Below are 26,245 nucleotides of genomic sequence, written 5' to 3'. Positions count from 1 at the left end.
GCTTTTTTTATGGTCGGTGTTTGTTTCCTTTCGGATTATTGATCGCCCGGTTTTCGCGGCGCTCCTTGAGCTGGCGGATCATCATCGAGCGGAATTCCCTTTCCGCGCGGTAAAGCCCGGAGACTTTCTTGGCGGGCAGTACTTTGAGGAATTCGCCTTTATATTTCGTTTTGATGTCGAGCATGCGTTTCTCGAAACCCAGTTCACGGTCGAGGGCTTCGTTCGCCATTTCGTCGGTCCGCGGTTTGGTTTTGAGCTCTTTCGATTTTTTCCGGCGTTCGGAGATCAGGTCATTCACTTCATGCGAATATTGCTTGTAAACCGGCCAGAATTTCTGGGCTTCTTCGGGTGTGAGGTCCAGTTCGCGGGAGATGTAGAGGATTTCGAGGGATTTCACTTTATCTTCCCCCGATTCCTTTGGCGCGTCCTGCGAGCGCACGGCTAAAGCCGATAGCATGAAAATGGGGATGAATCCGAACAATACCCCAATCAACTTGATCCGTTTCATCTGGTTATCAATTATTTAACTGTGTCTGCTGCAAAAGGTTGTCTTCCAGCAGGATTTCAATTTCTTCATTGCTCAGGTCTTCCGGCAGCACGGATGGCATGCTTTCTTCGAAAGATACGTTCGCAAATATATTATCATCGTCGAACTCATCGGACCGGAACTGGAGAAAATCTACGATTTCCTGGTCGCTGATCTGTGCGAGCTCGCGGTCGATGGAGTTGCCGGTCCATTGTTTGGCGCCCCAGATGGCGGAAACCACCACTACACCGGCGATGGCTGCGGCGGCGAGGCAGCGTTTGAACAGCCGGATCCTTTTGCTGATGGAAACCACTTTGGTAACGGGCTCGTTGCCGCTGCCCTGGATCATATCGCGGTCGAGCCCTTCGAAATACCCGTGGGGCGTGTGGAAGGGGGCTGTTTTGCGGGGCAGCTGGGCGAGGAAGGGAGCGATGGCTTCCAGTTCTTCCGTCACTTCGTCGTGCCCGTCCATTTCCCGCATCCGTTTGAGGAGGTGTTTCGGGAACTGCGCAAAATAGTCGTCCGGCAGGTAGAAATCCGGCATCCCGCCCATTTCGGGCAGGTGGGGAGCCACCTGGTTCAGTTCATCAGCGATATCTTTTCCTTTTTGCGACATACATATTTGAGACCATCCGGCAGGCGAATGGTTTAATTTCAATTATTTTTTAGGAATTCTTCCACTTTTTTGACGGCATGATGATACGAGGCTTTTAGGGCGCCTTCGGAGGTGTCGAGCACGCGGCTCATTTCCTCGTATGGCATTTCATCGTAATATCGTAAGCTGAAAACGGTGCGTTGTTTTTCCGGCAGGCTGAGGATGGCGTTTTGCAGTTTCCATTCGATCTTTGCGGGATCGTAATTGGGATCTGCCTGGAGTTTGTTGCTGAGGCCGGATTCCACGTCAGACAGGGATATGGCGGCTTTCCGCTTGAGGCTGTCGAGGAATGTGAGGCACTCGTTGGTGGCGATTTTGTAGAGCCAGGTGTAGAGCCGCGCGTCTTCCCGGAAATTGTCGAGGTTTTTCCAGACTTTGATGAACACGTTTTGCAGCACGTCGTTCGCATCGTCATGATCGATGACGAGGCGGCGGATGTGCCAGTAGAGCCTTTCCTGATACTTCCTGACGATGAGGGTGAAACCTTTCTCCCGTGTGTCCGGGTGCCCGAATAGCGCCAGTAATTCTTTATCTTCTTGCGTTACAGCCATAGGCGGTTGTCTAATGAGCGGTTACCGTTGGAGCATGCGGTATATTGAACTAATATAACCATAATCCGTGGTCCGGGTTTGCTGTAAAAACAGAAAAAACCACCTATAAGATGGTTTTTTCCGCCGAAGGTTTAACGCTTCTATGAATTTTATCCCTTTTTCCGGGCGATGGCTTTCTCTGCCGCCGCTACGATCTGGGGAGTGTCCAGGCCATATTTCTTGAGGAGGTCTTTGGGCGAGCCGCTTTCCCCGAAAGTATCGTTGGTACCGATGTATTCGATGGGAATGGGGTTGTGACGGGCTGCTACCTGCGCGATGGAATCTCCCAGGCCGCCGAGCACGTTATGTTCTTCAGCGGTAACGGCGCAGCCGGTTTTGGTGATGGATTTGATAACGGCGGCTTCGTCGAGCGGCTTGATGGTGTGGATATTGATGAGTTCCACGCTATAGCCTTTCTCTTCGAGGATGCGGCCGGCTTCCACGCACTTCCATACGAGGTGCCCGCAGGCAAAGAGGGTAATATCGGTGCCTTCGTTGAGGACCTGGGCCTTTCCGATCTGGAAATCCTGGTCTTCCGCCGTAAAGTTGGGCCATTTCGGGCGGCCGAAGCGCAGGTACACGGGGCCTTCGTAATCGGCGATGGCGATCGTGGCGGCTTTGGTCTGGTTGAAATCGCAGGGAACGATGACGGTCATGCCCGGGAGCATTTTCATCATCCCGATATCTTCGAGGATCTGGTGGGTAGCACCGTCTTCGCCGAGGGTGAGGCCGGCGTGGGATGCGCAGATTTTCACGTTTTTGCCGGAATAGGCGACCGACTGGCGGATCTGGTCATACACGCGGCCGGTGGAGAAGTTGGCAAAAGTGGTAGTGTAGGGGATTTTGCCGCCGATGGTCATACCTGCGGCCACACCGATCATATTGGCTTCCGCGATACCGCATTGTACGAAGCGGTCGGGGAATTCCTTGATAAACGCCTGCAGTTTCAGGGAGCCGGCCAGGTCTGCCGTGAGGGCTACCACGTTGGGGTTCCTTCTGCCTGCTTCGAGGATACCTTCGCCGAATCCGCCGCGGGTTTCCTTCTCGTTCAGTACTTGTATGTCTTTTACCATAATGCCAGAAATTTGTGTCGCAAAGCTAGAAAATAAAATAAATTAATTCTGTAAAACACGGTCGCGCAGCGCAACTTCCCATTGCCAGGCCGTGCGGATCGAGTCTTCGATGGTGATCTGCGGGTCCCAGCCCAGCAGGGTCTTCGCCTTATTATTGTTAGCGTAGATGGCGATCACGTCTCCCGGGCGCTCGGGGCCCAGTTCGTAATTCAGCTTCATGCCAGACACTTTCTCGAACGCCTGGATGGCTTCCAGCACGGTAACACCGTTCCCGGTACCGAGGTTGAAAACTTCCAGGTTGCCGGCGTTGCGTTTTTCGATGAGGTATTGCAGCGCCTTGGTGTGGGCGTTGGCAATGTCCATCACATGGATGTAATCGCGGATGCAGGAGCCGTCGCGGGTGTTGTATTTGGTCCCGAAAACGGTCAGTTTCGGAATTTTTCCGATGGCGGTCTGCGTGATCACCGGCACGAGGTTGTCGGGCTTGCCGATGGGCAATTCGCCGATCAGTGCGGAGGGATGCGCGCCTACGGGGTTGAAATAGCGCAGCAGGATGCTGTTGGTCGCGTTCACCCGGCTATAGTCTTCGATCATCTGTTCGCCCATCTGCTTGGTGCGCGCGTAGGGGCTCTGGGCCTCGCCGAGCGGGGTGGTTTCCACCACGGGCAGATCGGTAGCGTTGCCGTACACGGAGCAGGAAGAGGAGAATACGAAGTTGGGAACGTTGAATTCCCGGATGCATTTCAGTACGTTGATGAGGGAGGTCAGGTTGTTCTGGAAATACAGCAGCGGCTCGTTTACAGATTCGCCGACGCTTTTCAGGGCCGCGAAGTGGATAACGCCCACGATGTCGCGGTTTTCGTGGAAAACTGCGTTCGTGTCTTCCAGGTTGCAAAGGTCCACTTTATAATTGCGGATCTTCCGGCCCGTGATTTTTTCTACACCTTCCAGGAGTTTTGTGGAGCTGCGAATGTTGCTGTCGACCGATACCACGTCGAAGCCGTTGTTGATCAGATCTACGATGGTATGGGACCCAATGTATCCGCAACCGCCCGTAACAAGGACTTTCTGCATACAGAATAACGTTTATTTAATCAGATTCATCAAATATGTGCCGTAACCGCTTTTCAACAGCGGTTGCGCGAGTTTTTGGAGCTGTTCGTTGTCGATAAAGCCCTTCCGCCAGGCGATCTCTTCTATACAGGCGATCTTGATGTCTTGCCGTTGTTCGATCACCTGCACGAACTGGGAAGCCTGCATAAGGGAATCGAAGGTGCCGGTATCGAGCCAGGCCGTGCCACGGGGAGGATAGACACCTGCAGGCGGCCTTTTTCAAGGTATACCTTATTGACGTCTGTGATCTCGTATTCTCCGCGGGCGCTGGGTTTCAGGTTGGCGGCGATCTCCACCACCTCGTTGTCGTAAAAGTAAAGCCCGGGCACTGCGTAGCTGGATTTCGGCTTTGCCGGCTTTTCTTCGATGGAAACGGCTTTCATATTGCTGTCGAATTCCACCACGCCGTAACGCTCGGGGTCGGCCACATGATAGGCGTAAACGATGCCGCCGACGGGGGCCGTGTTGTTGGCCAGCTGGCCGCCGAGGCCTGCGCCGTAAAAGATATTATCTCCCAGCACCAGGGCCACGGGATCTTTCCCGATGAACTCCCGGCCGATGACGAACGCCTGTGCCAGGCCGTTGGGCTCGGGTTGCTCCGCATAGGAAAGCTGAAGACCGATATGGCTGCCATCACCGAAAAGTCGTTGAAAGGCAGGAAGATCGTGCGGGGTGCTGATGATGAGAATTTCCCGGATCCCAGCCAGCATAAGGGTGGAAAGGGGATAATAGATCATCGGTTTATCATAAACGGGCATGATCTGCTTGCTGATCGCGTAGGTGATGGGGTGGAGCCGGGTCCCGGAGCCCCCTGCCAGAATAATTCCTTTCATGGCTTAAAAATCAGGTTTTTGGAGGCACAAAAATAGTCGAACCAAATGGATTCCCCCTAATATTTTGGGATTTAATGCAATTATCTAACGCACCTTCGCCCGTTTTGCAGGGCCGGGGCACCGCTGGGTCGGGGATTTGTCATGCGGAACTGTCATGAAAAAAAGCCGGGGCCATAAAAAAAGCCGCCCGGGAAGGCGGCTTTTCTATTTAGGGATCGAAAATCTTATTTCACGAAGAAGTTCACGATGAAGAACACCACCGCGGCCAGGGCTGCACTGATGGGGATCGTGAGGATCCAGGCCCAGAGGAGGTTCACCGTCACCCCCCAGCGCACGGCCGAAAGACGTTTGGTGGCGCCCACCCCGATGATGGAACCGGTAATGGTATGCGTGGTGCTCACCGGGATACCGAGGCTTTCGGTCATGTACAGCGTGATCGCACCCGCCGTTTCGGCGCTCACCCCTTCCAGCGGCGTCACCTTGGTGATGCGGGTACCCATCGTTTTCACAATCTTCCAGCCACCGCTCAGCGTACCCAGGCCAATGGCCGTAAAGCAGGCGAACGGCACCCAGTCGGGCACGTCTTTCAAATGACCGATACTGCCATGGGCCACCATCGCCGCGGCGATAATACCCATTACCTTCTGCGCATCGTTACCGCCGTGGCCAAGGCTGAATGCGGCGGAAGATACCAGCTGCAGGCGCTTGAACCAGTTTTCCGCACGGTACGGATTGGCCCGTTTGGAGACGTTGACGATGAACACGGTAATGATGAATGCCACCACCATGCCGATGAAAGGAGCCAGCACGATGAAATACACCGTAGGCAATACTTTGGAAAAGTTGATCACGGCAAAGGACCCATGGGCGTTAGCTACCGCCGCCCCGATAAACCCGCCGATCAGCGTGTGGGAGGAGCTGGACGGGATGCCGTACCACCAGGTCAGCAGGTTCCAGGTAATGGCCGCCACCAGTCCGGAAAAGATCACCTTCAGGGTAATGAACTCCTCGAACACGGATTTGGCGATGGTATTGCCCACCTTGAACTCACCGTAAATGTATTTGGAAACGAAGAACGCCGCAAAGTTGAAGAGCGCGGCCCACAGCACCGCCTGGAACGGCGTCAGTACTTTGGTGGACACGATCGTGGCAATGGAATTGGCCGCATCGTGGAACCCGTTTATGTAATCGAATATAAATGCCAGTATAATGATGACTACCAGAAATGTCATGAGCTGTCGGGATTAGCGGCTAAGCATATTTAATGATGATGGTTTCTATCACGTTGGCGGAATCTTCGCACTTGTCGGTAGCGATTTCCAGCGCCTGATAGATCTCGCGCATCTTGATCAGCTCCACCGCATTGCTTTCCTGCTCAAACAAATCCGCGATCGCACGGTCGTAAATATCGTCGGCATGGTTCTCCAGGCTGTTGATCTTCACACACGCATCCGTGATGGCCCGCATATTGTTCATGTTGCGCAGCTCGGGGATCGCTTTGGCCAGCTCCGCCACGCCCTGGTTGATCAGATCAGCCAGTTTGCGAACACTGTCATTGATTTCCACCACTTTGTACATGTCGATACGCTTGGCCGAACCATGGATGTAATCCGCCACATCGTCCAGCGTAGAGGCGAGATAGTGAATGTCTTCCCGGTCGAAAGGCGTAATGAAGTTCTGCCCCAATTCTACAAATATGCGATGCGTCAGGTCATCGTTCTTGTGCTCCAGCCGCTCGATCAGGACTACTTTATCTTTCCGGATCACCGGGTCCTTGGTTTCCACCAGCTCCACCAGCACTTTACCCATTTCCACCAGGTTCGCCGCCACATCTTCGAAAAGTGAATAGAACACCCTGTCTTTCGGCATGAACAGTTTCACAATAGAATTAAAGCCTCCCATAAATGTTTGTGTTTGTTGAAAATTTGCCGCAAAATTAGTTTTCTAAAAGAAATGGCGCCAGAAAAAAAGAGAATTAATGTTTTGGTAACATTGAATTAATATGAAAGTAATATAGCATTTTTTCCTTTGTGATAGAATCCTGGCGCCTTTCAGCTCAATCATATAATTAACATTTTTTATGTAAAAAAGTTGAAAAAGCGCCCATAAACCAACAAATGTCAGACAAACGACCACTGGATATTGTAGTCATTTCCGACGTCCACCTCGGAATCTACGGCTGTCACGCAAAAGAGCTCGCCCAATACCTGGACTCCATCCAGCCCAGGATCCTCATCCTCAACGGCGATATCATCGACATCTGGCAGTTCAGCAAACGCTACTTCCCGAAATCCCACACCAAAGTCATCCGCCGCATCCTCAAAATGATGGGCAAAGGCACCGATGTCTATTACCTCACCGGCAACCACGACGAAGCCCTCCGCAAATATGCCGGGTTCGGATTAGGTAACTTCCTGATAGACAATAAATTAATCCTGGATGTAGACGGAAAGAAGCACTGGTTCTTCCATGGCGACGTGTACGACGTTACCATGAAAAACTCCAAATGGCTCGCCAAGCTCGGTGGAAAAGGGTACGACCTCCTCATCATCCTCAATCGCCTCGTAAACCACATGCTGGAGAAAATGGGCCGCGAAAAAATGTCGTTCTCCCAGAAAGTGAAAGCCGGCGTGAAACAGGCCGTCAAATTCATCTCCGATTTCGAGCAGACGGTGGTGGAAATCGCGGCAGACAAGGAAATAGACGTAGTCTGCTGCGGCCATATCCACCAACCCGTGATCCGCGAAGAACAGGTGAACGGGCGGACGGTGACGTACCTCAACTCGGGCGACTGGGTAGAGAGCCTCACCGCCCTGGAGTACACGGAAGGGCGGTGGGACCTGTACCGCCACGCCGAAAAGAAAGCGCCGGTGGTGGAGGAAGAGGATGAAACCCTCCAGCTCGAATGGAGCGCCGTGGCCCGCTCGATTTCCTTCACACGTTAATTTTCACACATTTATAACGTTTGCTTAATATTCAGGTAACCCTGAACGGATAAGTTTGCGTAACCGATCCGAATACTAGATGAAGACGCTCAAGCTACACCCACTCATGACGATATCCCTGTTACAGATGCAGATACAGCGGCTCCTCCACTGCAACGCCGCGGTGTATATCCGTCATACCCTGGCAAACGGTTTTAATACCCTTCGTGAAGCCGGCCTCGAAGAAGAGGACATGATCGAATTCCCTATAGACGAAACCCTCAGCCTCCGCGAGTTCGAAGAAGAAGTCGAAGAAAAATTCCATTTTTCCATCGAACTGTGCAACCAGGATTCCAAACCCTTCATGAATAAAAGCCTCCGGCTGTTCCAACTGCCGCCCTGTTCCGAAAAACCGCCCGCCCGCGGCGTCGACCTCTCCATCGAATGGCTCCTGCGCCAGGGCGGAAACCCCGCCATATAAACGGTTTTGCGGCTGAAAACCTTATCCACCGCGCTTCGGGGGCATCGTTAATGATTTTTTAATGATTCCTTAACAATTAACATTCTGGTAATATTGGCTTAACATTGGCATAATTCGACCATGGTAGTTTTGCGGCCGTAATCAACACACAAATACGTGAAACGCATTATTACTGCTGTACAAATTATCGGGATTTTATGCATCGCCTGCCTTCCTTCTTTCGCGCAGGACGGGTCCGGGAAAATTACCGGGAAACTGACTGACAAGAAAACGGGCGAACTGCTGATCGGTGTGACAGTGATGGTACAGAATACCTCAAAAGGCGCCGTGACCGACGTAGAAGGCCGCTACCTCATCCAGGTGGCTCCCGGCACTTATACGCTCGACTTCAAATACATGGGCTACCAAACCAAATCTATCGCAGACGTGGTGGTAAAGGCCGGGCAAACCGCCAACCTCGACATCGCGCTGGACGAGCCCAAATCCAAAGACCTGCAGGAAGTGGTGATCCGCGGTTCCTACAAACAGGAAACCATCAACGCCCTCTTCGTTGCCCAGAAAAACAACCCCAGCATTTCCAGCGGCATCTCCGGCGAAAGCATCCGCCGCAGCCCGGACCGCAATACTTCAGAAGTGCTCAAACGCGTGAGCGGCGCATCCATCCAGGATAACAAATATATTATCGTACGCGGCCTCAACGACCGTTACAATACCGCCACCATCAACAACGCCATGCTGCCCAGCACCGAGCCGGACCGTAAGGCCTTCTCCTTCGACCTCATTCCTTCCAACCTGATCGATAACATCATTATCAACAAGACCGCATCTCCCGAGATGCCCGCCGACTTCGCCGGTGGCCTGGTCCAGGTATATACAAAGGATATCCCTACCGAAAATTTCATCTCCTTCAATATCGGCCTCGGCTACAACAGCCAGACCACTTTCAAGGAAACCCAGGGCATGGAGCGTGGTAAAACCGACTGGCTGACGTTCGACGACGGCCTGCGCGAACTGCCGAATTCCTTCCCTTCATCCAGACAAAAATACAGCGCGCTCAACCTCGATCAGAAACTGTCGCTGAGCCGCGAATTCAAGAACAACTGGGCGGTTTCCGACCAGGGGAAAGCATTGCCTGCGCAGAACTACCAGGTTACCTGGGGGAATCGCATCCGCCTGAAAAAAGATGGTTCTTTCGGCAGCATCATTTCCGTTACCTACCGGAATTCCGAAAACATCCAGAAAGGTGAGCGAGCGGATTATGAGGACGGGAAAGTGCGCAGCATCAATTTCGCGGAAGATCTGTACAAATACAACACCAGCCTCGGCGCCATCGCCAACTTCACTTACGTGAAACGCAACAACAAGATTTCCTTCAAGAATATCTTCAACCGCATCCTCGACAACAACTATATCTACCGCTCCGGTAACAGCACCGACATCGGCGACCTGAAAGCTTACGGCCAGGACCTGACGATCAAAACGATGCTGAACTCCCAGCTCGAAGGCAACCACAAGCTGAACGCACGCGACTGGAGACTGGACTGGAACGTAAACTACTCGCTGACCAACCGCGACCAGCCCGACATGAAGGTGCTGACCTATAAGCTGAACGAAAGCAAGAATATCTACGAAGCCATGATCCCCGTGAACTCCGTGGCCCGTAACGTATCCCGCTTCTGGTCGAACCTGGAAGAATATGGCGTAGGCGCGATGGGATCGCTGACCGCTCCTTTTAACATCGCCGGTGTTAAACAAAGCGTGAAGCTCGGTGGCCAGAAACTGTACCGCGAGCGCGACTTCAGCGCACGCGTTCTCGGATATGCCGCCAACCAGACCGGTTACGACCAGTCGATCCTGTCGATGGAGCCGGGGCAGATTTTCGCTCCCGCCAACATTCGCGAGAATGGCCTCCGTATCGAAGAGATCACGAACAACTCAGACAAATACAAAGCTACTTCCGACCTCGTGGCTGGTTATGTGCAGTTCGACAACAAGATCGGTGATAAGGTACGTGTGGTATGGGGCGCCCGTGGCGAATCGTACTACCAGTTCATTCGCACCGCCGATTTCTCCGGCAAGCGCGTAAAACAGGATGTTACCTTCTTTGACGTGTTGCCCAGCGCCAACATTTCTTATGCGGTGAACGAGAAGTCCAATATCCGCCTGAGCGGCAGCAGAACGGTATCCCGTCCTGAGCTTCGCGAGCTGAGCTACTTTTCCTTCTACGATTTCGTGACCTTCAGCTCCATGATCGGTAACCCCGACCTGAAGCGCGGCCTCATCACCAACGCTGACCTCCGTTACGAGCTGTACCCCGGTGCAGGAGAGGCTATCACGGCTTCCGTGTTCTTCAAGCACTTCAAAGACGCGATCGAGCAGATCGTTGACCCGGGTTCTACGCCCAACCGCCGCCAGATCCTGTTCCAGAACGTGCCCAGCGCACAGTCGTACGGATTTGAGCTGGAGTTCCGCAAGAAGCTGGATTTCATGTCCAGCGAGCCTTTCTTCGCCAATACCACCGCATTTGCAAACTTCTCCTACATTCACTCTTCAGTAGACCTTCAGGGTATTGCATCTGAAACGCTGTCGCAGCGCGGCCTGCAGGGCCAGAGCCCTTATCTGGTCAACGCCGGCCTCCAGTACGTGAATCCTGAAACCGACCTCGCTTTCGGACTGCTGTACAACAAAATGGGGCAGCGCGTTTACCTCGTAGGCTTCGATGGGTATGAGCACATTTACGAAAAAGGCCGCGATCTGATCGACCTTCAGATCGGTAAAAAGATCATGAACAAGAAAGGTGAACTGCGCCTGAACGTGAGCGACCTGCTGAACCAGAAGCTGATCTTCTATCAGAACAACGACAACAAGAAGGCGTACAGCAAGAACGTAGACCAGATTATCAACACGCTCCGCCCTGGTACGAACATTTCGCTGAATTTCACTTACCAGTTCGGTTTGGGAAAGAATAAATAATACGACGATACAGTAACAATTTCATAACGCCGTGTTAAAGTACGCATAACATAACGAAGGCACTTTTGCACTGCAATTCAATCACTGAAAATCTGTTCGAATGAAACTTGTAAAATTCCTTGCTTTTACTTTAGGTACAGCGATAGCGCTCTCTTCCTGCCGTAATAATGATGGCGATGATGATGATCTGACGCCCGTTGTAGAAACCGTTCTGAGCGGTGTTCAAACCGAGAGCAAGACCCTCACCAATGATAAAGTATGGACGCTGAAAGGTTACGTTTATTTTCCTGAAGGAAAAACGCTGACCATCCAGGAAGGCACCGTGATCAAAAGCGATATTACTGAAAAAGGCGCGCTGATCATCGAGCGCGGCGCGAAAATCTTCGCGACCGGTACCGCCCAGAAACCTATCGTGTTTACTTCCGGTAAAGCCCCCGGCCAGCGTAACCCCGGCGATTGGGGTGGCATCATCATCCTCGGTAAAGCCAAGACCAACCGCAGCACCGATCCCCAGATCGAAGGCGGTGTTGGCCGCTACTACGGTGGCAACGATGATAACGATAACTCCGGTATCCTCCAATACGTTCGTATCGAATACGCTGGTATCGCAGCACAGCCTAACTCCGAGATCAACGCCCTCACCCTGGGCGCTGTAGGTAGCGGCACCAAAATCGATCACGTAATGACTGCTTTCGCTAACGACGATGCCTTCGAATTCTTCGGCGGTACCGTTAGCCCCACTCACCTGGTTGCTTTCGCCACTGCAGACGATGATTTCGATTTCGACTTCGGTTACCGCGGCACCGTTCAGTACGCTGTTGCGCTCCGCAAACCCGATTTCGTTGACCCCGGAGATGCTGGTAACGGTATCGAGTGCGACAACGACGGTTCCGGTACCACCGCAACTCCCCGTACACACCCGGTAATTTCCAATATGACCATCATTGGCCCCAACGGCGCCACCGGCACCCTCTCTAACCACAACCTGGGCAACCGTTGGAGAAGAGCGACCAATTTCACTTTCGTGAACTCCATCCTCCTCGGCAACCAGAAAGGCGGTTTCTCTATCGAATCTTCCGCCAGCTGGAACGATTACAAGAATGGTGTGAGCAAATGGCAGAACAACATCGTTTACGCTGTAGCCAAACCCTTCAGCACCGACTCAGCTACCGCGCGTTTCCTGACCGGGAACAAATACCCTGCTGATCCCATGCCCAGCGCAGACCGCACTGCCATGATCAACGAAGGTATCGGCATGCTGCGCGACCTGGCTACCGCTGCCAACCAATATAACTTCGTAGCGGCTTCCGCAGACGCAGTTGGCCTCACCGATCCGTTCAACCTGGCTAACCCCAACTTCCTGCCCAAAACCGGTTCCGAGCCCCTGAAAGGCACCTTCCAGGCTGCAACCGGTATCAAAACCGAGACTTTCCGCGGTGCTTTCGGTACCGACAACTGGATCGCAGGTTGGACCAACTTCAACCCTGGTCAGCAGGCGTACTAATCACGCATCTGTCGAATCGTTATAATCTACAGCGCCCGGGCAGCCGCCCGGGCGTTTTGTTTGCTGTATCCGGTTCCGTATTTTTGCGCGATGAAGGCAATGCGCACAATCGTTCGGACAGGTTTCCTGGCATTATTTCTCAGCACGGCTGCGTTTTCAGCGAAAGCCCAGTTCCTGATGGATATGATCGACACCACGACCGAACTGGGGAAGGGGATGATTTCCATTTATAAACGGTACGATCACCTGCGGATCAGCGGGTACATGCAGCCCCAGTTCCAGTACGCATCGCATAAAGGCATAGAAAGCTATTCCGGCGGGGATTTCAATAAACAGTCAGACAACAGGTTCATGCTCCGCCGCGGCCGTGTGCGGTTCGATTACGCCCACTTCAACAAGCGGGACCTGCCCACGGTACAGTTCGTGTTCCAGTTCGACGGCACCGAGCGCGGCGTGAACATCCGCGACTTCTGGGGCCGGTTGTTTGATGGCCAGTGGGACGTGATGGCGCTCACGATGGGTATGTTCGCCCGGCCGTTCGGGTACGAGGTGAACCTTTCCTCCGGCGACCGCGAGGCGCCCGAGCGCGGGCGGATGAGCCAGATCCTGATGCGCAGCGAGCGCGATATGGGCGGCATGCTCACCTTCGAGCCGCGCGCCAAATCCCACCCCTTGCATTTCCTGAAAGTAGATGTGGGCCTGTTTAACGGACAGGGCCTCTCCGGCCCGTCGGACTTCGACAGCCACAAAGACCTCATCGCCCGGGTGGCCATGAAGCCGCGGCCCGTCAATTCGGCCGGCTGGCTGCTTTCCTTCGGCGGCAGCATCCTGTACGGCGGGATGGAGCAGTTTACCAACAAAATTTATACGATGGAAGGGGGAAGAAAGACTTCTCCGTGGATTCGAGCGCCCATAATGTGGGCGTTATCGCCCCCCGGCAATATTTCGGCGGCGATGCGCAATTCGTGGTCCCCAACGGCAAAGGGCGCGGCAGTACGCAGTTCCGTGCGGAATACATCCGCGGCACCCAAACCTCCACAGCGCTGGATACCGAAACGCCCGGAACGATCCCCATGGAGAAATCCGGTGCCTTCGCGCCCCTGTACATCCGGCCGTTCGACGGCGCCTATTTCTCGTTCCTCCAGCACCTCGGCAGCCCCAAACACCAACTCGTGATGAAATACGACTGGTACGACCCCAACCGCAGCGTAAAAGGCCGCCAGATCGGCGACGCCGCTTCAAAATACCTCACGCCCGCAGATATCCGTTTCGATACCTTCGGCTTCGGGTATGTGCTGTACTTCAACGAAAACATGAAAGCCACCATCTGGTACGACCGCGTTTGGAACGAAAGCACTTCCATCGACGGGTTCGAGGGCGATATCCCCGACAACGTGTTTACCACCCGTATCCAGTACCGCTTCTGATCATTTTAAACGATGGAACATCCGCGCGCCGAACATAGCCACGTCGGGCGACTGGAGATGTAGCTCCACATTGTATTCCGCCCCGTTATCAGGGGTGAAGACCACCACGTAAAAACCGATGGGCGGCCGCTGTATCACCATATACTTTCCGGTTTCCGTCTTGGGCAAAGTATGCAGGCCCTGTACGAAAGAGTACCTGGAATTGGTGCCGAACTGGTATTTGGGGACCACGGTAGACGCGGGATCTCCCGTAACGGTGACCGGGTTCATCATCCATTCGCCGGAGATTTCGTTGGCGGTGCCGCCGAATTCGACGCCGGTGTATTTGTCTTTCTTGCACGCGCCAAAGAGCGTGGTGGCCAGGAGGGCACAGGCGATCAGGGATTTTTTCATCGACGGGGGATTTTTCTGAACCCGAATTTAGTGTATGGCTGCGATTGTTCAAAAATAGCGTAGGTCTCGGTAAGTTCCGTTACGCTGATCGTATATGCACTGCCGGTAACCGGCTGTAAATGAATGGTATATGCGCCCGGTGTGCCTGTAACCGGCGTGAGCGTGTAACTTCCTTTCTCTGTTTTTTTATCGGTCGATGAGCCGGTCACCTTTTCGTAAAGGTTATTGGTACCGAATCCGTAGTCGTACTGGAAGGGTGCGATGGAGCTAAGGGTATAAATATCCATCGACCAAACGCCGCTCACGGCATTGGGTGTACCGTTATAATCCGGTGCCGGTGCGGGTTTCTTGTCTTTTTTGCAGGATGCGGCCGCCATGCCGGCAGCCATCAGGAGGAAAAGGAAAAGCTGTTTCATAAGGGAATTATTAGGTGGATAGTTTTATAAACGGCTTTCGGTGGTGGAATTTACTTCCTGGACCTGGAAAGGCTTGACTGTCTATCGTTGCTGCAAAATTGCCGCCGCCGGTCTATTTGCGGAGATAAATGAACGTAGGGTCATCTGCCGATTCCTTGAAGTAGGCGGATTTCGCCGAGATCTCGGTAACGGTGACGGTGTAACTGTTGCCATTTCGGGGCTTTAAGGTGAGGGTGTAGCCGTTGGCCGGGCCGGGCGCTAATGAATAAGTTCCCTGCTCGGTTGCCGACGCAAATGCCAGGCCTCTTTTCTTTTCATATTTGTAATCCGTGCCGAATCCCCATTCCGGGAGGATGGTGCCGGCCGGGTATTGCATGTATCCGGCGTCTAAAACCCAATGGCCGCTAATGGCGTTTGGCGCTCCTCCGTAATTGGGGGCCTTGTCTTTCTTGCAGGAAGTGAAAATAACGGAAGCAGCGAGCGACAAAAACAGGATCATGTGTTTCATGAGGGGTGTTTTGTTTGGTTGATATGTGCGAAACGGCTTCCGGGGCCGGAAAGTTACATCCGGGCCCCGGAAACCGGTATCTGGGCAGTATTTGCTGCGAAATGAGCGCGGTGGCCGGCTATTTCCGGAGGAAGGTGTTCGTAGGCCCGTCTGCCGTTTCCCTGAAGTTGACCGATTTTGCGGTGAGCTCGGAAACGCTGATGGTGTAGCTATTGCCACCGTTGGGTTTCAGCGTGAGGATCAGGCCGTCGGCAGGGCCGGGGCCGAAAGTATACGTTCCCTTTTCGTGGAGGGGCGCGGATTTCGTACCGCCTTTCCTTTCATACTTGTGATCCGTACCGAATCCCCATTCCGGGAGGATGGCATCTGAAGTGAACTGCATGGCGGACGCGTCTATTTTCCATTCTCCGCTGATGGCATTGGGGGTACCTTCATAGTTGGGGGATTTGTCCTTTTTGCAAGCCGAAAAAATAATGGTTGCCATCAACGGCAACAACAAAAGCATGTGTTTCATGAGGGGTAATTGTTTGGTTGTTCCCCATTGAAACGGACATTAAATGAAGAAAGTTACAGCAGGTTCTCGCGGCCCAGTTCCAGGGTAAATCCGAAAGTGGAACCTACTTCCACCTTGCTGCGCACGTTGATCGTCTGATCGTGCGCTTCCACGATATGCTTTACGATGGCGAGTCCCAGGCCGGTACCACCGATGTCTCGGCTGCGGGCACGGTCTGTCCGGTAGAAACGTTCGAACACGCGGGGGAGGTGCTCTTCGGCCATGCCGATCCCGTTGTCGGAAATCTCCACGAGCGCGCGATTCCCGTCCATATTGTATACGCTGGCGATGGTTTGTCCTTCCGTTTTGCCGTATTTCACCGAGTTTTCGATGAGGTTGATCAGCACCTGCCGGATCTTTTCCTTGTCGGCATAAACCTGCACGGGCGCTTCGCAGCCTTTCTTGATACCGAACTTGATATCTTTCTGCCGGGCTTTGATGGAAAGGGTGTCGAACACATCGCGGATGAGGTCCTGGATAACGAATTGTTCTTTGTTGATAGTCATTTCCCCGCTTTCGAGCTTGGAGATTTCATCGAGATCGTCGATCAGCCGGCAGAGGCGGTCGATGTTCTTGGTCGCTTTCTTGAGGAAGTCCTTATTGACGTTGGGGTCTTCCAGGGCGCCGTCCAGCAAGGTATGGATGTATCCCTGCACGGCGAAGATGGGGGTTTTCAGTTCGTGGGACAGGTTGAGGAGGAATTCTTTCCGGAAAGCTTCGTTGCGGCGGAGGTTTTCCAGTTCTTCCTTTTTCTGCGAGGCCCATTTTTCCACGTCTTCGCTTACTTCCTCGATGGTTTTGAGGGGCAGGATGTTTTTATTGAAGAATTCTTCGCGCTTGGAGGCCTTTGTCTGGTAAATGAACTTGTAGATGAGCTTGATCTTTCGGTAGATGAAGTTCTGCAAGGTGTAGAGATAGAGGAAATAGGCCACGATAAAGGTGAGGCCGAGCGCGAGGAGCGTTTGTTTGAGGGTGGCGCCGATGAACAGGCATCCGAGGGCCATTACGACCGACAGGATGAAAGCAGTGAAGGCGGCTAGTTTCTGTGGCGACAGGTTTTTGGCTTTCAGCATACTCCAGAGAGCGGATAGATTGTGATAGCTGGAAATTAAGCTAAATTTTTTACTTGTAGAGGTAGATGCCATAAATCACGGTGCCGGTGGCCACAGAGGTGCGGATACGGGAAGTTCGGGTGGGTTGGGAATGTTATTACAGTTCGAATTTGTAGCCTACGCCTTTTACGGTGGTGATGAGGTCTACGCCCAGTTTCTGGCGGATTTTGCGGATGTGCACGTCGATGGTGCGGTCTCCCACGATCACTTCCGTACCCCAGACCTGGTTGAGGATTTCGTTGCGGAGGAACACGCGGCCGGGTTTGGAGGCGAGGAGTTGAAGGAGCTCGAATTCCTTTTTTGCGAGGATGATCTCGGTGCCTTTATAGGTGACGGTGAATTTTTCGCGGTCGATGATGAGGTCTCCCAGGTGGATTTGCTGTTCTTCCGTTTTGTTGAGCCGGCGGAAGAGGGCGTTGATGCGGGAAACGAGGAGCCTGGGCTTGATGGGCTTGGCGATGTAATCGTCTGCCCCCATGTTCAGCCCTTCGATCTCGCTCTTTTCATCGTTGAGCGCGGTGAGGAACAGTACCATGGTTTCTTTGAACTCCGGCAGCCGGCGAAGCTCGCGGCAGGTGTCGATCCCGTTCTTGTTGGGCATCATGATGTCCAGCATGATCAGGTCCGGACGGAAGATCTTGGCCTTCTGGATGGCTTCGAGCCCGTCTTTCGCCGTCACCGTTTCGTAACCCGCGCTTTTCAGGTTGTAACTGATGATCTCGAGGATATCCGCCTCATCGTCTACTACCAGAATTTTTCCTACTGCTACTGCTGGTTCCATCAACATAATTTGGGTGTTTAAAGACGGCACAAAATTAATCAGCCCTTTCCCGATTCATGAAAAGATAACATTATGTAATTGTTAATTTCGCCGTCTGAAATCGTTTATCCGCCTGCAATTTACGCTTTTTGCCCCTTTTCGGGCCCGATCGCCCGCCAATCCGGCAGACCTTTCCGCCGCCCATCAAAAAGAATTCAAGCCCCGGAAAATGGAGATCGGCCATGATACCGGGTTGCAGTTCAGATATTTAACATAAAACGCATATAAATTGTTCGGTATGCCTGCGATGGGATTGCTTATCTACTATAATTGGTAGTAAATTTGCAGTATAGCATAGGAGTAACACATCAATATGAAAAAAGCATTACTAATCATATCTTTAGGCATTGTGTACAGTGGTTGGAGCTATGGTCAGAAAGTTCAGATCCCCATCAACCGGCAAGGCTTCCATGATAACATCGACAAGGAGCAGGTAAACGCCGACAAGCTGGACGGCAAACAGGACGGTTACGTGAAGGTCGGCGACGACGAAAACATGAACCTCCAGGTCACCAGCGCCCTTACCAAACTGGTAGACGATATGCAGCAGGAAATTGAGCTGGATACGTCTCTGGACCACCGCCTGAAAGTAAAATACCTTTCCGGCCTCCACCAAACCCTCCGCGATTACAACGTCAAGCGCGCATATAACCGCATCGACGCCGAAGAGGCGCCCGCCATGCTGCAGGCGTATCACCAGATGATGCAGGCAGACATCAAGGGGAAAAGCATTTACCCCATCGCCCGGACGCTGAGCTTCGAAGCCGGCGAGCGCACGATCGACGCATTCCAGGAAAACCCCGGCTACAAAGAGGCCCGTGCGGAAATGTTCTCCAAGTTCGCGTTCAAGAATCTCGAAGAGATCATGCCCAAACTCGGCCCCTATCTCGACTACCCCGTCGTAGACACCATCGTGGCCGCCGTGGCTAAAAAGTACCCCAACCAGGTGCTCACCTACGCCACTTCCTACACCCCCACCGCCAGCGCCATCCGCCGCAACCAGGACCCCCTCGTGCAGCAGATCGTCGCCATCGGCAAAAGCAGCCAGTCCACCAAACTGCTGCCCTTCATCGACCAACTCCTCGACGGCTCCGCCACCCTTTCCGAACTGGAAAGCAAAGTAGCCAACGACGATACCTATTTCCGCCTCATGGTCCACACCTCCATCGTGCTCCAGAAAAAACGCGCGGAAGGTGCCAACATCCTGGGCCTCAAGGCTATGCAGGAAAACATGAAGGCGAAATCGCTCCGGTATATCCGCGAAGTGAACGACCTGCACGAAGAAGGGCACGCCGTCCGCTTCCGCATCGTGAAAGATTTTACGCCCGAAGAACTGTATTACCTCATTATCAACGGACAGGAAGAATTATACACCTCCAGCTACACCAACGCCGCGAAAATGGGGCTGTACGATCAGATGATGCTGCGCATGAAACCGCCGCGGGGCGACAGCCTCCTCATGCTCGTGAGCTTCGACCGTTTCAAGAAATTCATCGCCATGGCGGCGGGTTTCAATACGCTTGACAACTTCCTCAAATCGATGGACCCCGAAAACGCCAACTACCTCATGGTGAAATTCGTGCGGAGCCTCGAAAAAACGGAAGACCTGGAAGATGCCGTGGACGTGGCCAATTCCTTCGGCTCCATCCGCGATCCCAAACTGCTGGACTTCCTCCGCGAAGAGGTGCGGAAAAACCTGTCGTTCGTACAGCAAAAGCACGACAAGCGCGGGGTTACCATTTACTCCCTCCTCAACAGCATTTTCACGGAAGACGGGCATGGCAGCGACAGCTCCTGGGCGTCTGACATGAGCTCCAAGCTCCAGCTGCCTCCCATCAACTACGTGGAATTCGCCACGCTGCCCAGCGACAGCGGCCGCATTTACCAGCAGGTGTTTTTCTACGGGGATGAAGACGGGATCAGTTCTTACGCCAGCTTCATGGGGAATTTCCCGAAAGGGGAGTGGAACGTGACGAAGAATACGTACTGGACGACCATCACATCCGCCAAAGGCAAGCCCACCACCATTTTCGCCAACAATCCGCTGAAAGAGCCGGAAGATAAAACGGCGATCGAGAAGCTGGGAGAGTTCCTCGACGAGAAAGACATCCATCCCACCATATTCATCCACCGCGGCCATAGTTACCATGTGAACACCACGCTGGATAACCTGCAGAGCACGGCGAGGATCGTAGTGCTGGGTTCCTGCGGCGGTTACCACAACCTGGCGACCGTACTGGAAAAAGCGCCCGAAGCGCACATCATTTCCTCGAAACAGGTGGGTACCCGCTGGGTGAACGAGCCCATCATCCGCAGCCTGGAAGATGTGGTACGCGCCGGCAAGAATGTAGACTGGGTGCAGATGTGGGCCGGCCTCAGCCGCAAGTTTGCGGGCGAGGGGGCCAACAAGGCGCTGTTCGACGACTACGTTCCGCCGCATAAAAACCTCGGGGCCATCTTCATCAAGGCCTACCGGCAGGTGATGAAAGACGAAAACTGATTGTGAAAAAGGGAGCCTGGCTCCCTTTTTTGCGTTTTGGGAATTACCGTTTATTTTTACAGAGATGAATAAAGACAAGACCAAAGAGGTTTTCGATGTCAGTCTGCTGAACCGCGTTTTCTCCTTTGCAAGGCCCTACCGGCGCTATTTTTACCTGTCGATGTTCCTGACGGTGCTGCTGGCGCTCATCTCCCCGGTGAGGCCCTGGCTCATCCAGCAAACGGTCGATAAGTACATCACGAACCAGTGGGCGCAGATGTTGATGATCATCACTTTCGTGCAGATCGGGATTCTGATCGTGGAAACGGCGGTCCGCTTTTTCTTCAGCTACATCACCAACTGGCTGGGGCAATCCGTGATCAAAGACCTGCGGGTGGCCGTGTACCGGAAAGTGGTGCGGCTGAACCTGGGATTCTTCGACCGTACGCCCATCGGCACGCTCACGACGCGCACCATCAACGACATTGAGGCGATCAACGATATTTTTTCGGAAGGGATTATTTCCATCGTGGCAGATGTGCTCATGATCCTGGCGATCCTGGGCGTGATGTTCGCCGAAGACTGGCGGCTGACGCTCGTGAGCCTGAGCCCGTTCCCTGTGCTGATCCTGGCCACGTACTTCTTTAAGGAGGCGGTGAACAAATCGTTCCATCGGGTGCGCAATGCCGTGGCGGCGCTCAACGCGTTCGTGCAGGAGCATATTACCGGCATGACGGTGGTGCAGGCATTTTCGGCCGAGAACCGCGAGTTCGGGAAGTTCCGCGTCATCAATAAAGATCACCGCAAAGCCAATATCGACGCCATTTTCGCCTATTCCGTGTTTTTCCCGGTGGTGGAAATCATACTCGCCATTTCGCTAGGGCTCATGGTGTGGTGGGGCGCCAACATGGTACTGAATTATGAAGTGACGCAGGGCGTGATGATCGCGTTCATCATGTACCTGAACATGCTGTTCCGCCCGCTCCGCATCCTGGCCGACAAGTTCAATACCCTGCAAATGGGGATGGTAGCCAGTGAAAGGGTGTTCAAGGTGCTGGACAGCGACGAATACATGCCCGACAACGGAACGCATTCGGCGGCCAACATGAAAGGCGATATCAAATTCGATCATGTGTGGTTTGCGTATAAAGACGACCGGTACGTGCTCAAAGACGTGAGTTTCCACGCCAAAACCGGGCAAACGATCGCGTTGGTGGGGCATACCGGCAGCGGGAAAACCACCATCATCAGCATTCTCAACCGGCTGTACGAAATCCAGAAAGGCACGATAGAGATCGACGGGGTGAAGTTGGAAGATTACAAACTGGCGGAGCTGCGCAGCCGGATAGGGGTGGTGTTGCAGGATGTGTTCCTGTTTTCCGGGTCGATCTTCGAAAATATTACGTTGCGGAACCCCAATATCAGCCGCGAGCAGGTAGAAGGGGCGGCCCGGCTTATCGGGATGCACGATTTCATCATGCAGCTGCCCGGCGGGTACGATTACCCGGTGATGGAGCGCGGCAGCACCCTTTCGCTGGGGCAGCGCCAGCTCATTTCGTTCATCCGCGCACTGCTGTACGACCCAGCGGTGCTGATCCTCGACGAAGCCACATCATCCGTAGACACCGAGTCGGAAATGCTCATCCAGCATGCGATCGATAAGCTGATCGCCGGGAGAACGGCCATCGTGATCGCCCACAGGCTGAGCACCATCAGCAAGGCCGACCAGATCATCGTGCTGGACAAAGGCGAGATCAGGGAGGCGGGTACGCACGAGGAACTGCTGAAGCTGGAAGGGTACTACCACAAGCTGTATATGATGCAGTTTCAGGCGTCTGCGAATACAGCCTGACAATTTTATTTATCTTTGCCCCAATATTTAAATCCCATACCCTGTACCATGAGAAAAAAATTGCATGGCTGTTTGTTAGCATGCCTGTTTTGGGCCCTGGCGCCCGCGGCCGCATACGCCGGAGATTATGAAAAAGCCTGGGAGGCGATCCTGAAGAACGACTTCGCGAAAGCAAAAGCCCTCCTGCAAAAGGCCGTCAACCAAAGCGAAAGCCGCAATAGCGCGCTCGCCACCCTGATGTTGCTGGAAAACAACGAAGGTTTCGGCGAAGACATCATTTCAAAGCACAACAATCCCGCACGCCGGTTCAGCGATCCCAATCCTTACTGGTACGCCCTTTGGTTCAATGACGGGGTGCTGGGCAGCTACGGCAAGAAAGACGCCGTACGGCTCGCCAATGTGGACTATGTGCTGGAAAACCCCGCCTTCAACGGTTCCATGCGCGCCGCTGCCAACTATTTTAAAAGCGCGCATTATGTGTTCAGCAACAAAACAGCCCTCGCCAGCCAGCTTTATCCCAAAATGGGAAGCATCCTCAACTGGCAGTACGTGGGCGCCTTCGATAATATCAACGGCAGCGGGTTCGACAAGCCCTACGGCCCCATCACCGAAGTAGCGAAAGGCAAAGGGTTTAACGCGTACAACAATACCACCATCGACTGGTTCACCCCTGCCGTCGAAAGCCAGCAGGGATGGGTGCTCCCCTTCATGTACTTCAATGCCGCCAGCGGCATCGGGTATATGCAGACTTTCGTGGAATCGCCGGCCGACCAGGAGGTGATCCTCTGCCTCGGCGGCAGCGGCGCTTTCAAGCTTTGGCTGAACGACCGCCAGCTCATAGGCGAACCGGAAGAAAAAGTGACGGAGCTCGATTACTGGAAAGTACGCTGCAAACTCAACAAAGGATATAACCGCGTGCTGGTACAGCTCGGTTATACGGGAGCCGGCGCCCGGTCGAACTTCCTCGTAAGGTTCACCGACGATAAATTCAATTCTGTTGCGGGATTGAAGAGCGTCAGCGAGCCGAAGGATTACCGGAAAGACGAGGCCACCGCGCCGGTAAAACTCATTCCCCATTTCGCGGAAGCATATTTCAAAGACCTGATCGCCAAAAAGCCCGCAGACCTCGTCAACCCCCTGCTCCTGGGTTGCGTTTACGCCCGTAACGCGGAGTATGATAAGGCAAAGGCCGTGCTGCAGCCCGTCCTGAAAAAGTACCCGGATTGCGGGCTCCTGCTGCTCCAGTATTACATCAACCTGAACGGCGGCCACAACACCACCGAACTGCGCGAATTACTGGAAAAGCTGAAAACGATGCTGCCAGGCAACTACTGGATCATGAACCTGGAGGTGGACCGCCTGCTGGAAGAAAAAGATTATAACGGGGCAGTGGCGATGATCGATAAAATGGATAAGATCATCGGCCGGAAAACCGCCAGCACCATGGTGAAGCGTATCACGGCCATCGCCTACCAGGAAAAGCTGGACAGCATGTTCCTCCTGCTCGAAGAAGGCCACAAAGCGTTCCCGGACGAAGTGCAGATCCTGTCCATGCTTTGCTACAAAGCTTCCGAAATGGACCGCAAGCCCGACCTGGCCATCGACATGATGGAAAAGTACCTGGCAGACAATTACAACGAAGAGCTGTACAACCGTTTGATAAAATCTTACATGAGCAAGGGCGAGCTGGAAAAAGGGGAAGCCATCTACCGGAAGATGTTCGATTTTGCCGGGTATTCGATGAACCCTTACGAAAAGATCTCCGGCTATTATTTCTCGCGCCAGCAGTACGATTCCGCCATCACGTACCTGGAAAAGCTGCGCAGCAACTCCCCGTACTATCATAAAGCGGCCGGAGATATTGCCTATAGCTATCTGCAGCAGAACAAAACGGACAAGGCGCTGGAATACTTCAGGAAGGCGCTGGCCCTGCATGCGGGGATGGATAATTACCGCCGCCAGATCCGTACCCTGGAAGGGAAGAAGGACGTGTTCACCTATTTCGCCGGCGGCGACCATTATGCCCGCATCCAGGAAGCATTGAAGAAGCCGGCGGATACCGCCTATGCTTCCAGCTATATCTTCGACGAGAAGAATGTGGTATTGTATGCCGACGGCGCCAGCGAGCGCGAAGTGAAAACCGCGGTATACGTGCGCAACAACAGCGGGATCGAAAGCTGGAAGGAGCTAAGCCTGCCCTATAACAGCGTGTACGACAATATGACGATCCTGAAAGCCGAAGTGGTGAAAGCCAACGGCAGCAAGATCCCCGCTGAAACGTACCAGAACCAGGTGGTATATGCGAAGCTGGAGCCGGGCGATGCGATTTTCTATCACTATAAAGTGAACAGCTACGGCATCGGCCGCATGGGCCGCGAATTCTGGGACGATTTTTATTTCTCCGCCAATGTGCCTACCAAATACGCCCGCTACAGCGTGCTCTGTGCGGAAGGCGTGCCGCTGCAATACAACCTGCGCAATAACCCCGGGTTCAAGCCAGACATCAGGCAGGCAGACGAGTTCAAGCTCTACACCTGGGAGCGCAGTAATGTGCCCGCCTTCAAATCCGAGCCGTATATGCCTTCGCTGGGCGACTTCGGGGAAGTGTTGACCGTGAGCACCGTGAAATCCTGGAACGACATCAGCGAATGGTACAGCGACATCACCCGCATGCAAAGCCGCGAAGATTACGATCTGAACATGGCCTATAGCGAAGTGTTCCCGAAGGGCGCTGCCGGGCTTTCGGCCACGGAAAAGGCCCGGAGGATTTATCAATATATTGAGGGGAATATCGGTTATAGCTCCGTCTCGTTCCGCCAGGGCGCCTACGTGCCCCAGCGCGCCGGGAAAACGCTGGCCACCCGCCTGGGAGATTGTAAGGACATGAGCGCCCTTTTCCTGGCCTTCGCGCATAAGGCCGACCTGCCCGCGAACCTGGTGCTGGTGAATACGCGCAACAACGGTACGCAGGGTATTTCGTTGCCCAGCATGGAATTCAACCATTGCATCGTGCAGTACCAGGCAGACGGGAAGGATAATTTCCTGGAACTGACCGACCGCTACCTGCCTTTCGGCACCCTGCCGCAAACGGTGAAAATGGCGCAGATGCTGAGTGTGCCTTATAAATACGAAAAACAGCCCGCGTCGCTGCAATCCGTTTCCGGTGGCAAATCCAACACCACGCTTACCCGGAAGGTGCATGTGAAGATCCAATCGACCGATGTGCAGGTGAATACCAGCTGTGAAGCCACCGGCAACCTGGCCGCTATTTTCCGCGAGCGTTACCTGCACAAGGCGCCAGATGAGGAGCGCGAAACGGTCCGGGAGCACGCGGGGTATGGTTTCAAGAACCACGTTGAACTGGGCAAATATGCGTTCCGCAACCTGGAAAGCGATTCGGATACGGTGCATTGGAGCTGCGACTTCGTTGTTAAGAACGAAGTGGTGAACGTTGGGGATTTCAGCATGCTGCGCCCGGCGTTCATGGAAGCGGTGGCCACGCAGAACATTTTTACGGATGAAGAACGGAAATACCCTTTCCAATATTGGTCTTATGAGAATACCGATAAATATGTGACGGAGTTGACGATCGAGTTGCCGGAAGGGAAGGTGTTTGACCAGGTGCCGGGGAACATGGAAGAGCAGTTCCAGGGGATGCGGTACGGGATCGTTTATGAGAAGGTGGCGCCGGGTCGGTTGAAAGTGACGCGGACGTTCCAGGCGGATACCGGGGCGGAGATCGCACCGGCTGCCTTTGCAGGTATGAAATCTTTTTTTAATAAGATCGTAGAGAAGGAGCAGAAATACATTTCCTTCAAATAACGCTACTACGCCTGCCTGGTGGTAAAATACCATCAAGCGGTACGCAAAGAAGTAGGAGGGCACCCCGGGCCGGGGTGCCCTTTCCTTTTTTGGATTGATAATGAATGGGTTGGGAGTACCGGGGTATGTGGATATGATCCTCGTCAGTTTTTTTGATGCCTCATACTATTTAATATAAAATCGGTTACCTT

General features: G+C 53.5%; 23 protein-coding genes and 1 pseudogene. 9 read left to right on the top strand and 15 right to left on the bottom strand.

The window, feature by feature from the left end:
• Positions 1-7 precede the first annotated feature (7 nt).
• The 8 genes and pseudogenes from WJU22_RS02320 to WJU22_RS02285 form a co-directional block, all read right to left on the bottom strand.
• Positions 8-457 carry a hypothetical protein gene (locus WJU22_RS02320; protein ID WP_341841681.1) on the bottom strand — a complete coding sequence of 150 codons (450 nt, stop codon included), beginning with the start codon at positions 455-457 and terminating at the stop codon, positions 8-10.
• A gap of 58 nt (positions 458-515) precedes the next feature.
• Complete coding sequence (locus WJU22_RS02315) at positions 516-1,142, bottom strand: hypothetical protein (RefSeq protein WP_341841680.1); 627 nt, start codon at positions 1,140-1,142, stop codon at positions 516-518.
• 38 nt (positions 1,143-1,180) lie between these two features.
• Positions 1,181-1,732, bottom strand: a complete 552-nt coding sequence (locus WJU22_RS02310) for an RNA polymerase sigma factor (protein WP_341841679.1) — start codon at positions 1,730-1,732, stop codon at positions 1,181-1,183.
• A gap of 149 nt (positions 1,733-1,881) precedes the next feature.
• Positions 1,882-2,844 (bottom strand): transketolase family protein, encoded by a 963-nt coding sequence (locus tag WJU22_RS02305; protein ID WP_341841678.1) that lies wholly within the window; start codon positions 2,842-2,844, stop codon positions 1,882-1,884.
• Between the two features lie 42 nt (positions 2,845-2,886).
• Positions 2,887-3,918, bottom strand: coding sequence for a UDP-glucose 4-epimerase GalE (gene galE, locus WJU22_RS02300; protein WP_341841677.1), 1,032 nt, complete (start codon positions 3,916-3,918; stop codon positions 2,887-2,889).
• 12 nt (positions 3,919-3,930) lie between these two features.
• A pseudogene (gene rfbA / locus WJU22_RS02295) lies at positions 3,931-4,790 on the bottom strand (glucose-1-phosphate thymidylyltransferase RfbA).
• A gap of 224 nt (positions 4,791-5,014) precedes the next feature.
• Positions 5,015-6,022, bottom strand: coding sequence for an inorganic phosphate transporter (locus tag WJU22_RS02290; protein ID WP_341841676.1), 1,008 nt, complete (start codon positions 6,020-6,022; stop codon positions 5,015-5,017).
• 19 nt (positions 6,023-6,041) lie between these two features.
• Positions 6,042-6,692 (bottom strand): DUF47 domain-containing protein, encoded by a 651-nt coding sequence (locus tag WJU22_RS02285; RefSeq protein ID WP_126244265.1) that lies wholly within the window; start codon positions 6,690-6,692, stop codon positions 6,042-6,044.
• Between the two features lie 215 nt (positions 6,693-6,907).
• Between WJU22_RS02285 and WJU22_RS02280 the strand changes: the two genes are divergently transcribed.
• From WJU22_RS02280 to WJU22_RS02255, 6 genes are all read left to right on the top strand, one after another.
• The gene (locus tag WJU22_RS02280; RefSeq protein ID WP_341841675.1) at positions 6,908-7,735 is read left to right on the top strand and encodes a UDP-2,3-diacylglucosamine diphosphatase; all 828 of its coding nucleotides are present in this window, start codon (positions 6,908-6,910) and stop codon (positions 7,733-7,735) included.
• 106 nt (positions 7,736-7,841) lie between these two features.
• Positions 7,842-8,195 (top strand): hypothetical protein, encoded by a 354-nt coding sequence (locus WJU22_RS02275; RefSeq protein WP_341841674.1) that lies wholly within the window; start codon positions 7,842-7,844, stop codon positions 8,193-8,195.
• Positions 8,196-8,351: 156 nt separating this feature from the next.
• Entirely contained in the window at positions 8,352-11,168 is a 2,817-nt protein-coding gene (locus WJU22_RS02270) for a TonB-dependent receptor (RefSeq protein WP_341841673.1), read from the top strand.
• Positions 11,169-11,268: 100 nt separating this feature from the next.
• Positions 11,269-12,672, top strand: coding sequence for a hypothetical protein (locus tag WJU22_RS02265; protein ID WP_341841672.1), 1,404 nt, complete (start codon positions 11,269-11,271; stop codon positions 12,670-12,672).
• Between the two features lie 99 nt (positions 12,673-12,771).
• Positions 12,772-13,848 (top strand): hypothetical protein, encoded by a 1,077-nt coding sequence (locus WJU22_RS02260; protein ID WP_341841671.1) that lies wholly within the window; start codon positions 12,772-12,774, stop codon positions 13,846-13,848.
• Positions 13,746-14,099, top strand: coding sequence for a hypothetical protein (locus tag WJU22_RS02255; protein ID WP_341841670.1), 354 nt, complete (start codon positions 13,746-13,748; stop codon positions 14,097-14,099). The genes WJU22_RS02260 and WJU22_RS02255 overlap by 103 nt, the downstream gene beginning before the upstream one ends.
• Here the strand turns inward: WJU22_RS02255 and WJU22_RS02250 are convergent, their stop codons facing one another.
• The 7 genes from WJU22_RS02250 to WJU22_RS02220 form a co-directional block, all read right to left on the bottom strand.
• Positions 14,100-14,492, bottom strand: coding sequence for a hypothetical protein (locus WJU22_RS02250; protein ID WP_341841669.1), 393 nt, complete (start codon positions 14,490-14,492; stop codon positions 14,100-14,102).
• Positions 14,489-14,908, bottom strand: coding sequence for a hypothetical protein (locus WJU22_RS02245; protein ID WP_341841668.1), 420 nt, complete (start codon positions 14,906-14,908; stop codon positions 14,489-14,491). Before WJU22_RS02245 ends, WJU22_RS02250 begins: the two co-directional genes overlap by 4 nt.
• A gap of 112 nt (positions 14,909-15,020) precedes the next feature.
• Positions 15,021-15,416, bottom strand: coding sequence for a hypothetical protein (locus WJU22_RS02240; RefSeq protein WP_341841667.1), 396 nt, complete (start codon positions 15,414-15,416; stop codon positions 15,021-15,023).
• Positions 15,417-15,534: 118 nt separating this feature from the next.
• Entirely contained in the window at positions 15,535-15,930 is a 396-nt protein-coding gene (locus WJU22_RS02235; protein ID WP_341841666.1) for a hypothetical protein, read from the bottom strand.
• A gap of 53 nt (positions 15,931-15,983) precedes the next feature.
• A complete protein-coding gene (locus WJU22_RS02230) occupies positions 15,984-17,042 on the bottom strand; it encodes a sensor histidine kinase (protein ID WP_341841665.1) in 1,059 nt (352 codons plus the stop codon).
• Positions 17,043-17,178: 136 nt separating this feature from the next.
• Entirely contained in the window at positions 17,179-17,862 is a 684-nt protein-coding gene (locus WJU22_RS02225) for a response regulator transcription factor (protein ID WP_164714088.1), read from the bottom strand.
• A gap of 70 nt (positions 17,863-17,932) precedes the next feature.
• Entirely contained in the window at positions 17,933-18,085 is a 153-nt protein-coding gene (locus WJU22_RS02220; protein ID WP_341841664.1) for a hypothetical protein, read from the bottom strand.
• A 129-nt stretch (positions 18,086-18,214) separates the two neighbouring features.
• Between WJU22_RS02220 and WJU22_RS02215 the strand changes: the two genes are divergently transcribed.
• From WJU22_RS02215 to WJU22_RS02205, 3 genes are all read left to right on the top strand, one after another.
• Positions 18,215-20,401 carry a hypothetical protein gene (locus tag WJU22_RS02215; protein ID WP_341841663.1) on the top strand — a complete coding sequence of 729 codons (2,187 nt, stop codon included), beginning with the start codon at positions 18,215-18,217 and terminating at the stop codon, positions 20,399-20,401.
• 64 nt (positions 20,402-20,465) lie between these two features.
• The gene (locus WJU22_RS02210; protein WP_341841662.1) at positions 20,466-22,232 is read left to right on the top strand and encodes an ABC transporter ATP-binding protein; all 1,767 of its coding nucleotides are present in this window, start codon (positions 20,466-20,468) and stop codon (positions 22,230-22,232) included.
• 48 nt (positions 22,233-22,280) lie between these two features.
• Entirely contained in the window at positions 22,281-26,054 is a 3,774-nt protein-coding gene (locus WJU22_RS02205; protein WP_341841661.1) for a DUF3857 domain-containing protein, read from the top strand.
• The last annotated feature ends 191 nt before the right edge of the window (positions 26,055-26,245 follow it).

The organism is Chitinophaga caseinilytica, from assembly GCF_038396765.1.
GTDB classification, from domain to species: Bacteria; Bacteroidota; Bacteroidia; order Chitinophagales; family Chitinophagaceae; genus Chitinophaga; species Chitinophaga caseinilytica.
The sequence above is the reverse complement of the archived record's forward strand: the minus strand, read 5'-3'. Positions and strand labels throughout refer to the sequence as shown.